The sequence below is a fragment of the Halorubrum sp. SD683 genome, from assembly GCF_002135045.1.
In the GTDB taxonomy this organism is placed as follows: Archaea; Halobacteriota; Halobacteria; order Halobacteriales; family Haloferacaceae; genus Halorubrum; species Halorubrum ezzemoulense.
In genome coordinates, this window is the sequence record NZ_NEWJ01000001.1 from 125,460 (window position 1) to 138,238 (window position 12,779).

At 58.3% G+C, this 12,779-nt stretch carries 13 protein-coding genes and 2 pseudogenes; 7 read left to right on the forward strand and 8 right to left on the reverse strand.

The annotated features are described in order from the left end of the window. The first annotated feature begins 103 nt into the window (after positions 1 to 103). On the forward strand, positions 104 to 511 hold the full coding sequence (locus B9G49_RS00690; RefSeq protein WP_086215007.1) for a CopG family ribbon-helix-helix protein: 408 nt from the start codon (positions 104 to 106) through the stop codon (positions 509 to 511). 3 nt (positions 512 to 514) lie between these two features. On the opposite strand, the gene merA is transcribed toward B9G49_RS00690, so the two are convergent. Then, entirely contained in the window at positions 515 to 1,969 is a 1,455-nt protein-coding gene (merA, locus tag B9G49_RS00695; protein ID WP_086215008.1) for a mercury(II) reductase, read from the reverse strand. Positions 1,970 to 2,047: 78 nt separating this feature from the next. On the opposite strand from merA, the gene B9G49_RS00700 reads away from it, so the two are divergent. Beyond that, positions 2,048 to 2,392: a helix-turn-helix domain-containing protein gene (locus B9G49_RS00700; protein ID WP_086215009.1), complete on the forward strand. Its 345-nt coding sequence runs from the start codon at positions 2,048 to 2,050 to the stop codon at positions 2,390 to 2,392. An 18-nt stretch (positions 2,393 to 2,410) separates the two neighbouring features. On the opposite strand, the pseudogene B9G49_RS00705 reads toward B9G49_RS00700, so the two are convergent. The 6 genes and pseudogenes from B9G49_RS00705 to B9G49_RS00735 all read right to left on the reverse strand — a co-directional run bounded on the left by B9G49_RS00705 (position 2,411) and on the right by B9G49_RS00735 (position 7,966). Next, positions 2,411 to 3,567 (reverse strand): annotated as a pseudogene (locus B9G49_RS00705) (hypothetical protein). Positions 3,568 to 3,891: 324 nt separating this feature from the next. Beyond that, positions 3,892 to 4,716 carry a homing endonuclease associated repeat-containing protein gene (locus B9G49_RS16435; RefSeq protein WP_158093586.1) on the reverse strand — a complete coding sequence of 275 codons (825 nt, stop codon included), beginning with the start codon at positions 4,714 to 4,716 and terminating at the stop codon, positions 3,892 to 3,894. A 40-nt stretch (positions 4,717 to 4,756) separates the two neighbouring features. Beyond that, a pseudogene (locus B9G49_RS00720) lies at positions 4,757 to 4,963 on the reverse strand (hypothetical protein); the annotation flags it as partial. Between the two features lie 121 nt (positions 4,964 to 5,084). Then, positions 5,085 to 6,146, reverse strand: a complete 1,062-nt coding sequence (locus B9G49_RS00725) for an ABC transporter ATP-binding protein (protein ID WP_233125133.1) — start codon at positions 6,144 to 6,146, stop codon at positions 5,085 to 5,087. Further along, positions 6,137 to 6,952, reverse strand: coding sequence for an ABC transporter permease (locus B9G49_RS00730; protein ID WP_086215013.1), 816 nt, complete (start codon positions 6,950 to 6,952; stop codon positions 6,137 to 6,139). Before B9G49_RS00730 ends, B9G49_RS00725 begins: the two co-directional genes overlap by 10 nt. After that, positions 6,953 to 7,966, reverse strand: coding sequence for an extracellular solute-binding protein (locus tag B9G49_RS00735; RefSeq protein WP_086215014.1), 1,014 nt, complete (start codon positions 7,964 to 7,966; stop codon positions 6,953 to 6,955). 63 nt (positions 7,967 to 8,029) lie between these two features. Here B9G49_RS00735 and B9G49_RS00740 point away from each other — a divergent pair, with 63 nt between their 5' ends. Next, positions 8,030 to 8,455 carry a Tfx family DNA-binding protein gene (locus tag B9G49_RS00740; RefSeq protein WP_086215015.1) on the forward strand — a complete coding sequence of 142 codons (426 nt, stop codon included), beginning with the start codon at positions 8,030 to 8,032 and terminating at the stop codon, positions 8,453 to 8,455. A gap of 276 nt (positions 8,456 to 8,731) precedes the next feature. On the opposite strand, the gene B9G49_RS00745 is transcribed toward B9G49_RS00740, so the two are convergent. After that, on the reverse strand, positions 8,732 to 9,418 hold the full coding sequence (locus B9G49_RS00745) for a DUF6166 domain-containing protein (protein ID WP_086215016.1): 687 nt from the start codon (positions 9,416 to 9,418) through the stop codon (positions 8,732 to 8,734). A gap of 202 nt (positions 9,419 to 9,620) precedes the next feature. Here B9G49_RS00745 and B9G49_RS00750 point away from each other — a divergent pair, with 202 nt between their 5' ends. The 4 genes from B9G49_RS00750 (at position 9,621) to B9G49_RS00765 (ending at position 12,755) form a co-directional block, all read left to right on the forward strand. Next, positions 9,621 to 10,298 carry a helix-turn-helix domain-containing protein gene (locus tag B9G49_RS00750; protein ID WP_198943780.1) on the forward strand — a complete coding sequence of 226 codons (678 nt, stop codon included), beginning with the start codon at positions 9,621 to 9,623 and terminating at the stop codon, positions 10,296 to 10,298. A 52-nt stretch (positions 10,299 to 10,350) separates the two neighbouring features. Continuing rightward, positions 10,351 to 11,202, forward strand: coding sequence for an aldo/keto reductase (locus B9G49_RS00755; RefSeq protein WP_086215017.1), 852 nt, complete (start codon positions 10,351 to 10,353; stop codon positions 11,200 to 11,202). Between the two features lie 156 nt (positions 11,203 to 11,358). Next, positions 11,359 to 11,739 (forward strand): cupin domain-containing protein, encoded by a 381-nt coding sequence (locus tag B9G49_RS00760; RefSeq protein WP_086215018.1) that lies wholly within the window; start codon positions 11,359 to 11,361, stop codon positions 11,737 to 11,739. A 2-nt stretch (positions 11,740 to 11,741) separates the two neighbouring features. Then, entirely contained in the window at positions 11,742 to 12,755 is a 1,014-nt protein-coding gene (locus B9G49_RS00765; protein ID WP_086215019.1) for an aldo/keto reductase, read from the forward strand. Positions 12,756 to 12,779: the final 24 nt, after the last annotated feature.

Consider the following 12,779-nt stretch of genomic DNA (forward strand, 5'->3'; position numbering starts at 1 on the left):
TCATCTATCTCTCTAGCTCTTCGCCGTATAGCGGTTGTTAAGACTAAATAAGGAATTCCGTAATAATCGAGGGGTCAAGACAGTAGGGGACCAATTGGGGAGTATGCGCACGAGCTTGAACGTGTCTGAGGACATTCTCGATGAGTTCGATGAGACGTGGCAGGCTGAGGGATTGGACTCCCGCTCGCGGGCAATTCGTGAAGCGATGCAGGAATATATCGAGGGACATTCACAGCTCGAAGAGGTTTCCGGTGAGGTCGTCGCTGTACTGGCGTTCGATTACCAGCACCACGAGGTGATTCACGATCTCCATGCTGCCCAGCACCAGTTTCAGGACGTCATCGAGACGATGAGCCACACTCACCAGGGGGAGTGGTGTTTGGAGACCGTATTCTGTCACGGCGATGCGGCGCGGGTTCGGGAACTCGTGTATCGGCTCCGTGATTTCGATGGGGTCGGTCGTGTGAAGACGATGCTCCTCCGCAGTACTGCGCCGGCCGACCCGGAGTGACATTCATTCGATACAGCAGCTCATCGTCGACGTGTCCCGCCGAAACGCCTGACAGGCGTGTTTGAACGCCTCACTGAATGTGGGGAACGGATGGACTGTATCGATGATGTCGTCGACGGTGAGGCCGAACTTCACCGCCAGCGTCGCTTCCATGATCATGTCAGCGGCACGGGGGCCAACCATGTGGACGCCGACGATTTCGTCGGTCTCGTGGTGTTTGACGACCTGGACGAGGCCATCCGTGTTCTCGACGGCTTTCGCTCGCGGGACATCCGCCATCTGGACGGTTCGGCACGAACAGGTTCCGTGCTCGTCCATGTACTCCAGTTCGGTCGTCCCGACCGCGGCGACTTCCGGGCTGGTGAACACGACTGCTGGCACCGCGTCGTAATCGATGCTGACGCCCTCGTCCCCGAAGGCGTTCTTGACGGCGTGATTGCCCTCCTTGGCGGCGACCGTCTCCAGTTCGGGTTCGCCGATCACGTCGCCCGCCGCGTAGATGTCGGGATTGGTCGTCTGGAAATGTTCGTCGACACGAATCGCGCCGTCGGATTCGGTCTCGACGCCGACTGCTTCCAAGCCGATGTCCTCGCTGTTGGGCTGGACGCCGGTCGCAACGAATAACGCCTCTGCGGTGAACGCTCGCTCCTCGCCCTCGATGACAGTCTCCACAGCGACGCCCTTCTGACCAGGGTCAGCACCACTGTCGGTAGCCACATCCTGAACCTGCTGGAAGTCGTTACTGGTCACGACGTCGATTCCCTCCTCGCGGAAGGCTCGTTGCATCTCCCGGCCGAGTTGACCTTCCATATCTGAGAGCACGTGACCGGAGCGCTGGAGAACCGTCACATCGACGCCGACACGGTGGAGGATCTGGCCCCACTCCAGCGCGATGTATCCGCCACCAAGCATCACGATGCTCTCGGGGAGGTCACGCTCCTCGAGGATGGTCTCGCTCGTGTAGTAGTCAACGCCGCCGAGGCCGTCGATGGATGGCGCCCACGGTGAACTTCCGGTCGCGACGAGCGCCTTCTCCCCAGTGATGCATACGCCCTCGTCGTCGCCGTCGACGACCTCGATGGTTGTGTCGCCGACCAGCTGGCCGTAGCCCTCGTAGATGTCGGTCTCGAAGTGCTCTGCGACGTCGACGTAGTTCTCCTGCCGGAACCGTTCGACGAGTTCGTCGGTGCCGTCGAGTGCGTCGGCCCAGTCGACAGTCGGTTCCTCAGGGTATCGAACGGCGTCGAAGGGGTTCTCCGTCGCTGTGGCACCGCTCTCAGCGACGGCGAGCAGATGCTTGCTCGGGACACAGCCGACGTTCACGCACGTCCCGCCGATGGGAAGGCCGGTGTTCACCATCGCAGTCGAGAGGTCCCGCCGGCTCGCCTCAGTGATCGCGGCGAACGCTGCGGCGCCACCGCCGAGAATCACGAGATTATAGTCGGAGGTGTGGGTCATCAGTGCCTATACTTTACGACGGGAAGTTCTTATGCTCCAGAGTCCGAAGCTATAGAGTAGGTTGGAGGCTACGAAGCTATGGCAGATACTACTTCACCGGCGCCCGCGTGCGATGTCGAGGGGACGTGCTACTGTCCGCTCACAGGCGTTGTCGACACGTTGAGCCGAAAATATGCGATGCAACTCGTCAGCATCATCGGCGCACACGACTCACTGCGGTTCGCGGAGATCGAGGAGCACCTCCCAACGGCGAGTACCTCGACAATCTCGAAACGCCTCGACGAATTTGAGGAGGCAGGGATCGTCTCACGGACGCAGTATAATGAAATCCCGCCGCGTGTCGAATATGCGTTGACCGAGGATGGCGACGAGGTTCGAACGCGACTGGAGCCGTTGCTCGAGTGGGCAACTGAAAACAGCTGAGCTAAGACAATTCGCGGTTCACCTCATCGCGTCCTGGAACCGCTCACGGAGCGCGTCCTCACGCTCCTCGAACTGGTCGACCTTCTCCTGTAGATCGTCGCTGACGCGCTCGATGCTCGCGAGTGCCCGCTCACCGGCGAGCGATGCCTGCGACCCGTCGTCGCCGTCCGCCTCCAGCTCCTCCTCGTAGGCTCGTTCGACGCGCTCGATGATACCCTCCGGGTTGAACAGGATGTCGTTGGCCGTGCGAACGTAGCCGTCCAGCGACGCACCTTCCTTGCCCTGGAAGAAGTGGGTGAGGGCGTACGTCGCGCCGGAATGCAGCGTCCACATATCGATCTCGAAGGGGGACGCCGCATTGGCTTCTGCATCGCCGGCGGCACGCTCGGCCAGGTAGTCCGGGAACCCCAGCAGGGTGTAGAACTCCGTGACGGTGAACGGGAGCTCCGAGAAGTCGAGGTCGATATCCTGCGCATCCCGGATGAACTCGAAGAGGTCGTCGGCGACGAGTTCGACCTGTGCGAGGAGTTCCTCCCACCAGGTGCGGAAGTTCCGCACGTCGCCGACGTGTTTGATGACCTCTTTGTCGGTGAGCGAGCGCATCGTGTTCGAGCAGTAGCCGTCCTGAGCGAACCCCTCCACGTAGACGGCATGCTCGCCGAAGAAGTCGTAGCCCGACGTGACGCCCATCGTGATCGGGTCCGACCGGCCAGGAAGGCGCACCTCGAGGCCATCGAACATAATGTCCATGTGGACCTCGCCGCCGCCCCGGTAGCGCCGAATCTCGCCGAACACCACCTCACCCAGCGGCGTCCCGTCGTGGTCTCCTCGCGGAGGACCTCCTCCAGCGGCCCGTAGACGTCGACCGGGTTGATGATCGCGTAACTGTCAGTGGGAATGTGAAATAACGACTCGGTATCGGCGTCACCGTCTGCTTCTGCTTGCAATCGCGACGGCTCCACGAGTGCGTTGAACCGCTCGGTCTCAACCCACTCGTCGGTGTACGGGTTGCGATATGCGACTGCTGTATCGACTGCCTGAGGGAGGTTTCGAATCGCCTCACTGAAGCTGATTGGTTCGGGAGCTCCGTGTTGCTCGGCGTACCACTCGGGTAGTTCGGTGTCGGTTCGCCCATCAAGACCTGCGAAGACCGTAGCTTCCTCTGGGTCTTTCATAGCATCCTCTGAAGGCGCGAAGTTTCTGATCTGCGCCTCCACCCATCGAGGCGCAAAAAACGACCCTACAGTCGTTGACACTCGTGAGCTTGGATCCGCTCTGGAAGCCCGACCTTCCCGCAGAACGGACATTCCACGAGTGGTGTCGGCGGGAGCTTCCGATACTCCACAAGTGCTCCTCGAAGATGGGATTTCGTTTCCGGCGACTCGGCGCTTGCGAGGGCACTGGTCAGGTGCCAGTGAAGTCGTTCTCTCTTCGTGAGGTCGTCTGCGTTTGGCGTCGGGATGGACTCGTCTGTCTGTCGCATTTGAATCACGAGGGGGTTACCCCTCATTCCCTCGTAGGGGGAGAGCAACACCGTCCGGTTCACCTCGCTCTGGTGGCCGTGGGGCGTCGACAATTGTATCCAACCGCTGCGGGGCGACGGCTTCCCAGATGAGATGATGCTTCGAGCAGACCGTCACGAGATTCGAGACTTGATTCGCCTGTTCGTGGTCAAACTCCCCGTCGGGGTCGACGAAGAACTTCCGCGGAACCAAATGGTGGACAGAGATGTCCTTCCCAACCTGCTCTTGATGATCCGCTTGAGTCATCTCACACCACGGCGTTTGGCACTGGAAGTCATCACGTTCCAGTGCTTGCCGCCGTTTCTCCGGCCAATTTGGCCCGTACGGAATCTCTGAACGTTCTTGATAGGACCGTGGTTGTGAGAAGCCAGCTTCGGTGAGTGCCTTTTCCCACCCCCCAAATCGGTGGTCATACGTCCATCTATGATACTCCCCAATCCGATCCATCTCCCCGCTCGATGGGGGGCGACCGAGCTGCTCCGCAAGGCGGTCTATCTCATCCACCAGGTCCTGATCGGTGAGTCGGAATTTCCGGTTTGGAGCGTAGCCAGCCTCACGAAGCGCCTCGTTCCAACTCCCGAATTTGTTCTGGCAGACGCGCTGAGAATACTCTCCGTGCTCGCTCATCTCCTTTGCTGTCGGCGGTTTTCCTAATTTGTCTGCGACACGCTGAATGTCGTCGAGAATTATGTCCGCGTCCGTTACGATCTGGTCGCGACGATGGACAGCGGTTACGTGGCCACCCAACTCATGGGAGGTCGCAAACGACTCGCCACAGTACTCACAGATATGGTCGGTCAAAGCTCCGTCACCTCCCTCCGCGGTTCCCCCGTAATGCGTTATAAACTCTAGACCCGCTGAGCGACTGCGGAAGATCACGAATCGCCTCGGCGAAGGTCACGGGGTCTGCATCTCGATGGCGCTCTCGATACCACTCGGGTAGTTCGGTGTCGGTACGCCCATCGACGCCAGCGAAGATGGTTCTGGACTCTGGATCTTTCATCTCGGTCACCTCACTTGAGGAATCCTCGTCGACGTGCGGCTGCATCGTCTCGCGCCCTGCGCCCCTCTCCCGAGCGCAAAAACAACACCACATTAACCAACATCTGGCTTTGAGAGAGAATGTTGGTTAAATAAGAGTCAGGTCTGAGATATTGGAGATGACGGAACTACTTGCGTTCCGGAATCAGGTGGAGTGACTCTTGCGGGATCAGTACTTGGATCTCTGAGCCGTTTTCGAGCGCCAGCTGCTCGAACGTCGGCGGTCGAACGTTTGCTGTGAGTGTGAGCGCCCCCGCTTCAACCTCGATTTCAACCCGGTACTCACTTCCCTCGTTCAACCACCGAGCAATCGTGCCCGTGACTGTGTTTGTCGCTCCGTCACCGTCGGCAAGAGTGGGCATTTCGACCTCTACCCGTGATGGATGAATACAAACCGTGACGGCCGATGCGGAGATATCTGGCGCAGTCGTCTGGAACTGAATATCCCCGACCTGAACTATCACTCCGTCTCCGCTTCGGTCCGTCAGTGTCCCCTCAAAGAGATTCTCGTTCCCAGTAAAGCGAGCGACGAAACGATTTGTAGGCTGCGTGAGTACTGTCGACGGCGAGCCAACCTGTTCGAGGGTACCGTCTCGAACGATGGCGATTCGGTCACCGAGTGCCGTCGCCGTCCGCTGGTCGTGCGTGACATAAAGAACTGGAATATCGATTGACTTGAACAGGCTGTGTAACTCGTCCCGGAGCCGCTTCCGGATCGGTGCGTCGAGGCTCGACAGCGGTTCGTCGAGGAGAAGGACGTCTGGGTCGGTCGCTAGCGTTCGTGCGAGGGCGACCCGTTGTCGTTCCCCACCCGAGAGCTTCGGGGGCTTTCGATCAAGGACTCCCTCTAGTTCGAGAAGGATCGCGAGTTCGTCAGCACGATCGCTGGCTGTAGCTGCGTATTCGATGTTTTCCCGGGCGGTCATGTGGGGGAAGAGCGCTCCCTCTTGAAACACCATCCCCACACGCCGATCTTCGAGCGGTAGGCCGACCAGATTTCGCCCACCCAGTCGAATTAATCCCGACTCCGGAGTAGCAATACCAGCGATCAGCGAGAGCAAGGTTGTTTTCCCGCTACCGGATGGTCCTAGAACGGCGAGGACTTCGTCATCAACCGTCAAGTCAACGGGACCGAAGTCGAACTGGCCGTAAGCTTTGCGCAACCCAGAAAGTTCGAGTGTCATTCCCATGGATTCGTGGCGACGGTATTGAGAATCAATAGCGCCGTGGCAGCGATCAATACCAACAGTATTGCTACCGGGTAGGCGTTATCCAGACCGAGTTCGATAAACGCCACCCAGATTTGGACCGGCATCGTCCGGGGGTAGTACGCCATCATCATCGTCGCACCGAACTCGCCGATTGCGCGTGCAAAGGCGAGCGTTACACCGGCAAGAATCCCCGGTCCGGCCAAGGGTAGCGTCACGTGGCGAGCGGTCGTCAGTCGGCTTTTTCCCAACGAGCGAGAGGCGTATTCGAGTGTTTGATCGACGCTTTCGAATGCTGCTTTTGCTGTCACGACAACGAACGGCGACGCGACGAACGTCTGGGCGAGTACGACTCCAGCGAGCGACCGTGTAAGTGGAAACCCAGCAGTGATCGCAGCTTCACCGAGTGGTGATCCAGGTCCGAAGACGGTAAGCAAAACGATGCCGCCGACTGTGGGGGGAAGTACCAACGGGAGGACCACGACTCCGAGGACGACCTTTGTCACAGCCCCGTCGGTGCGTGCGATCCAGTATGCGAGTGGCAAACCGAACAGCGTGGCGACGGCTGTGCTAATCGATGCCGACAGAAGCGACGTTGTCGCCGAATCTACGACGGTCGGATTGTTCATCCGACCAAGGATCTCTCCGGGTGATACCGAGAGAAACAGCGACACCAATGGAACGATGTAGTACAGGAGTAGCACTCCCCCGAGAACGAGCGCAACGCTGAGCCAATCGAGCCCAAACGTATCCGTTGCCGATCGATTTGAGTGTGTGCCTGTTGTCATTCAAATCAGGGCAGTAATGTCTGAGACCGCCCACGATAGTTCTTTGTCGGGTCCGCTGAGCTGGGATTGATTCTCGTTAGTTTGGTCAGTAGCCTGCCTGATGCGTTGGGGAACGTCGCCCGAATAGGCAGGGAACTGTTCGCGCAGGAGAAATCCATGTTCTTCGAGATAGTTCCCTGTCGTGAGTGCGTCGAACACGGAAACTGCGGCGTCGCTCATGTGCCGAATGGTTGAGCCATAACTAATGAGCCCACCCTGGATTTCCTGGCCGCTCGGCAGTGTGTACGAGGTCGTTGAGTACCAATCCTCGGCGTACTGTGGATTACTCAGATTGATCTGATCCGGTAATTCGATGTATTCGTACTCGCGTTCGACGGCCATATTGCGGTAGGCGAAGGCGGCGTCGATAGAGCCAGTCTCGAACTGGCTGATTAACGACGTTTCGGGATAGATCTGATCTTGCTGGAGGATTCTCTCTCTGAGATCCGTTGCCTCGTTATAGTACCGTGAGGCGAGGTCGAGCATGAAGAGGGTCCGATAACCAAGTGGATCTTGATCAGGGTCGGTACGGCCGATATTCACGTTCCCGTTGACCATCGGTTCGTACCAGCTTTCGGTTCCGGCCTCGGCCAGGCGTGCCCCACCATCTGTATCTGGATTATACGCGATGACGACTGAGTTGCTGGTAAACACGGAATGCCACGACGGTGAGAGTGGTTCTGCAAAGAGCGCCACGTCGGCGACGGAGACGATATCCGGATCACGTTGTCCTTCGTCGATCATTCGAGCCACCGTCGCAGAGCCATGGGCCTCGACTTCTATTGGGATGTCCACAGCAGGCTTGAGCCCGTTAGCTATCGCATTCTGGAGACTTCCAGCTGCAAGGATGGCGACCGTCGTCGATTGGCCCCGATCTCGGCTACCCACACCTGTACAGCCTGAAAAACCAGCGACAGCCGCCGTCCCGGCAGTCAAGAGAAACTGCCGTCGCGTAGTCAGAGATCCATCATTCATCCATACGAGATTGAGAATAGTTTGAGAGAAAAGCCTATCTCAAACACATCTGTTTGACTCTGTATGAGCTCTACTGCATCAACGACATTGACCGACCGGCAGGTGGAGGTACTTGAGCTCCGGGAGCAGGGTCATACGCAACAAGAAGTGGCGGACCAATTGGGGACGACCGATTCGAATATCAGTGCTATCGAACGAGCAGCAGAACAGAACATCGAGAAGGCCCGGCGAACATTGGAACTCGCCCGGACGATCCGGTCACCGATCCAGTTTTCCGTCTCTCCAGGAACGAGTTTTGATGATTTAGTTGCCAGCGTCTATTCACACGCAGACGAAGCTGGTGTCAAAATTGCATACTGTCGTCCGGAACTCTATACACACCTCTATGGGGTCCTCGAAGAGTGTACGAACCAGAATGAACTGAAGACGACCACCGATGTCGGAATTACCAATCAAGGCGAGGTGAGAGTCTTCACTGAGGACTTCTGAGTGGGGGTTGGCCGTTGAATATTGTCGAATTGTCTTCCGCCAAAACCAGAACACTGGTAGAACAATTCTGCTAAGAGCGCAGATTGCAGATATCCCGTCCCGTACGAATCAGAACTACCGCTCTGATTAACGGCGCCGAGGCCACCGAATTAGGTCTATATTATTGATCCCTTCTCAATAATACTGCTGCCCCCATCTCGCGCCCGATTTTCTCGAGCGCCTCGACACCACGTTCGAGGAGCTGATGGGTGGCTCGGGCCAGTCGAAGCGTCTCCATCAGTGCTCCCCCTCCGGGGGTTCGATGAGGTCGTTGCTCTCTTCAGCGAGTTCCCGGATTACCCGTTCCACGTCAGCCTCCTCGGCAACCGTCCGATGTGCGAGCGGGGCAGGATATGCCCGGTCACCCTGGCTGCAGAGCACGACCAGCCACTCGTCGGTTCCATCCCCGAGTACGATGTAGTGGTCGCGATCAGCGCGCTGGAACACTCTTCGATCAGGGCGAGAGACGGCTCGCCAGTTCTCGGGGAGCGTCGGTGACGGCCGTCCGCCGTCGGCGAGGGCGACGACGTCGTCGGTAAGGGTCGCCATCGCGGCGTCGATCTCCTCACCAGTGAGGTGCCAGCACGCCGCTGCACCGTCGCACTCCAGTTGTGAGACTACCTGATTCCGGAACGCGATGTAGTGCTCACGGGCGAACTGCTCATCGTCGTAGTAGACGAGGAGGAGCGCGCACGCGAGCTGAGCGGGCCCGCTACCACTATACCCCCACTCGAACCCGCTCGGACTGTGGTTGACGAGGTCCAGACTGCGCTCGAGGGAGAGTCGCCGATGCTCCGAGAGGTTCAGGACGACGGCTTGGCCGTCGACGCGGAAGCCGACGTATTCGACTGCGTCTCGGTGGGACTGACCGGGCGATGCTACTGGAACCGATTCTGAACTTGCTACAGGTACATTCCCGTTCATTCGTTGCTCGCGGGCGGTTCGGTGACCCCCGCACCCCTCTCGGGGGCAATAAACACCACCAGCCCAGAATTGTCCTTGAGTTACAACGGATCCGCTGATTTGCTGTACGAGGGTGGAGCTGCTCAGACCATCTCCTGTTGGAGTAATCCCTGTAAACACGGGAGTCCCGAACGTTAACTACCGGGGAAGCATACGTCTATGTATGACAATTACGACTGAGTTTTCCCTCAGTTCACCGTCTCTCCCGCTGGTCAGTATCACTGAGAGACTCCCACCGGACCAAATTGAGTGCGTCCATGGGCTCTGTTTCGAACAGGACGCCCGGATGTTCATCGTCAAAATCGATTCCGAAGTCAACGTTTCAGAAGCCGACCTGGAATCGCTGGACGAAGTCCAAGAGGCGACAACGATCGGCTACGCGGGCGAACAAACCGTCCACAATCTTACGATAGACCTCGACGACGCGATCTCGGAAGTATTCAGTGGGGGCAGTTCCGTAGCGGCCAAACTCGAGCCGACCGTCGTCACACCGGACGGATGGTACGAGAGGAAAGTGTACAAGGACCGTGATGCGTTCATGGAGTCCCGGACCCGCTGTGAGAACTACGGGATCTCGCTCGACCTCATCTCGATGACCTCCACTTCCGCTGCATCGGACGATGCTATCCCGTTTGGGTTGACTGAACGGCAATACGAGGCGCTGACACTCGCGCTCTCTCGTGGCTACTACGAGAGCCCACGCCAGACCTCGACTGAGGAGCTCGCTACGGAACTCGGCATCTCACAACCCTCGCTCTCGAGACTCCTCAGGCGGGGTGAGCGTCAGCTACTCTCTTCGGCACTCCAAACACAGGAGCACTTAAACACAGTTTCCAATTAGCACCGTCGCTATCCGGTCGTAGGCCCTCTGATTTGGTAGACAGAGACCTACTATGAAGACAGTCGAACTCAACAACGGTGTGGAGATGCCGATTCTCGGATTCGGCACGTATCAAATCGAGGACCTCCACGAGTGCGAACGCAGTGTTTCGGAAGCCCTCGAAGCAGGGTATCGACTCATCGATACTGCGGCGTCGTATGAGAACGAGGAGGCGGTCGGGCGGGCAATCGAGAAGAGCGACGTGCCACGAGACGAGGTGTTCGTTACGTCAAAACTCTGGGTGCAGGACACCGGCTACGAGGCTACGTTGGACGCGTTCGAGCGGTCGCTGGACCGACTGGGCCTCGACTACCTCGACCTGTTTCTGATTCATCAGCCCTACGGCGACGTCCACTGTTCGTGGCAGGCTATGGAAGACCTCTACGAGGACGGTAAGATCAGGGCGATCGGGGTCAGCAACTTCCATCCCGACCGCGTGATGGACCTTATGGTCCACAACGATGTCGTCCCAGCCGTCAATCAGATCGAGACACATCCCTTCTACCAGCGAATCGAGGATGCAGCATTCCTCGAGGAACAGGACATCCAACACGAGTCGTGGGGGCCGTTCGCCGAAGGGCAGAACGACATCTTCGAACACGACGTGTTGACCACGATCGGAGACCGCCACGGCAAATCCGCTGCACAGGTAGTGCTTCGATGGCTCATCCAGCGCGAAATCGTCGCTATTCCGAAGTCGGTTCACGCCGACCGGATCGCCGAGAATTTCGATGTCTTCGACTTCGAACTCACCACGGAGGAAATGGAGACGATTTCGGAACTAGACGAAGGAGAAAGCCAGTTCTTCGACCACCGAGACCCGGAGATGGTGAAGTGGTTGGGGGAGGCTGAACGGGACACGTGAGCTGATCTGAGCGCTCTCTCTACGTGACCTATCCGTCTCTCAGACGCGATCTCCGGTATCCCCTTCGCCACTTCAGAGACGACGGGAGTTAAATACGGTTTCCAGATAGCATCGAAGTCTTGGATATCAAACCCGCAATTCGCATACGTACAAAACATGGATGTGACAAACGTTCCGTCCGCTGATAGAGAAGAATCCGATCACCCGGCCCAAGTGACGACGGCGCTCGTTTCGGATGGTGTTTCGAGCGAGTTCGACGGGAACACCGTCCGCTCGGTGGAAGTTACGTTCCGACCAGGAGAACGAACCAAATTCCACACGCATGCTGGCGTACAGGTGTTGTACGTCACTGAAGGCGAAGGGATCGTCGCGACCCGCAACGGAGAACGTGAGGTCTCGGAGGGCGACCTGATCGTCTTCGAGCCTGATGAAGAGCACTGGCACGGGAACACACGGAATGCCGATTCGCCGTTCAGCCACCTCGCCTTCATGGCTGAACCGGACGGATCTGAAGTAACTGCCCTCGAAGAACCATAACCATGGAATACACGACTCTCGGTTCGACCGGAATGGAGGTCAGCCGCATCTGTCTCGGCGGGATGAGTTTCGGCGTGAGCGACTTGCACGACTGGACGCTCGACGAGGAGGGCTCGCGCGAGATCATCGAACGCGCGATTGATCTCGGTATCAACTTCTTCGACACGGCGAACGCGTACTCGAACGGGGAGTCCGAGGAGATCATCGGGGACGTTCTCGGAGAGTACGACCGCGACGAACACGTCGTCGCCACGAAATGCTACTTCCCCACGAACCTCTTCTCCGATGCGGACGAACCGCACCCGAACGCGTCGGGACTCTCCCGGAAGACTGTCGAACAGGAACTGGAGAATTCGCTAGACCGACTGGGGATGGATACCGTTGACCTCTACCAGATCCACCGGTGGGACTACGAGACACCCATCGAGCAAACGTTGCGTGCCCTTGATGACGCAGTTCGACGCGGGAAGGTTCGATACATCGGCGCGTCGTCGATGTGGACTCACCAGTTCGCCGAGGCACTGTACACCAGCGAGCACCTAGATCTTGAACAGTTCGTGTCGATGCAGGACCACTACAACCTCGTCTACCGCGAAGGCGAGCGGGAGATGTTCCCCTTCTGCGAGAAAGAAGACATCGGCGTCATCCCGTGGAGTCCGCTCGCACAAGGATACCTCACCCGCCCCCACGAAGAGATGACGGCGACGACCCGCGGCGAAGAGCTCACCGAGACGCACGAGGAATACCGGATGGGCGGCGGACCGGCCGTCAACGAGCGAGTTGAGGAACTCGCTGCGGAGAAGGGGGTGACGATGGCACAGCTCTCGCTGGCGTGGTTACTCCACCAGGACGTCGTTGATGCGCCGATCGTCGGCACCACCAGCGTCGAACATCTCGAACAAGCCGTCGAAGCACTCGATATCGACCTGACGGATTCAGAGCTAGAGTACTTGGAAGAACCGTACGAGCCCCTGCCGATTGCTGGCGCTCCTGTCCCTGGGTCGGAAGCCAACTAGCGCCTCAGTAATCTGAGGACTCAG

Bases quoted from the DNA above. Each gene is read 5' to 3' on its own strand.
- B9G49_RS00745 (WP_086215016.1), bottom strand. From the start codon at position 9,418: ATGAACGGGAATGTACCTGTAGCAAGTTCAGAATCGGTTCCAGTAGCA.
- B9G49_RS00730 (WP_086215013.1), bottom strand. From the start codon at position 6,952: ATGACAACAGGCACACACTCAAATCGATCGGCAACGGATACGTTTGGG.
- B9G49_RS00690 (WP_086215007.1), top strand. From the start codon at position 104: ATGCGCACGAGCTTGAACGTGTCTGAGGACATTCTCGATGAGTTCGAT.
- B9G49_RS00740 (WP_086215015.1), top strand. From the start codon at position 8,030: ATGAGCTCTACTGCATCAACGACATTGACCGACCGGCAGGTGGAGGTA.
- B9G49_RS00725 (WP_233125133.1), bottom strand. From the start codon at position 6,146: ATGGGAATGACACTCGAACTTTCTGGGTTGCGCAAAGCTTACGGCCAG.
- B9G49_RS00755 (WP_086215017.1), top strand. From the start codon at position 10,351: ATGAAGACAGTCGAACTCAACAACGGTGTGGAGATGCCGATTCTCGGA.
- merA (WP_086215008.1), bottom strand. From the start codon at position 1,969: ATGACCCACACCTCCGACTATAATCTCGTGATTCTCGGCGGTGGCGCC.
- B9G49_RS00700 (WP_086215009.1), top strand. From the start codon at position 2,048: ATGGCAGATACTACTTCACCGGCGCCCGCGTGCGATGTCGAGGGGACG.
- B9G49_RS00735 (WP_086215014.1), bottom strand. From the start codon at position 7,966: ATGAATGATGGATCTCTGACTACGCGACGGCAGTTTCTCTTGACTGCC.
- B9G49_RS00750 (WP_198943780.1), top strand. From the start codon at position 9,621: ATGACAATTACGACTGAGTTTTCCCTCAGTTCACCGTCTCTCCCGCTG.
- B9G49_RS00765 (WP_086215019.1), top strand. From the start codon at position 11,742: ATGGAATACACGACTCTCGGTTCGACCGGAATGGAGGTCAGCCGCATC.
- B9G49_RS00760 (WP_086215018.1), top strand. From the start codon at position 11,359: ATGGATGTGACAAACGTTCCGTCCGCTGATAGAGAAGAATCCGATCAC.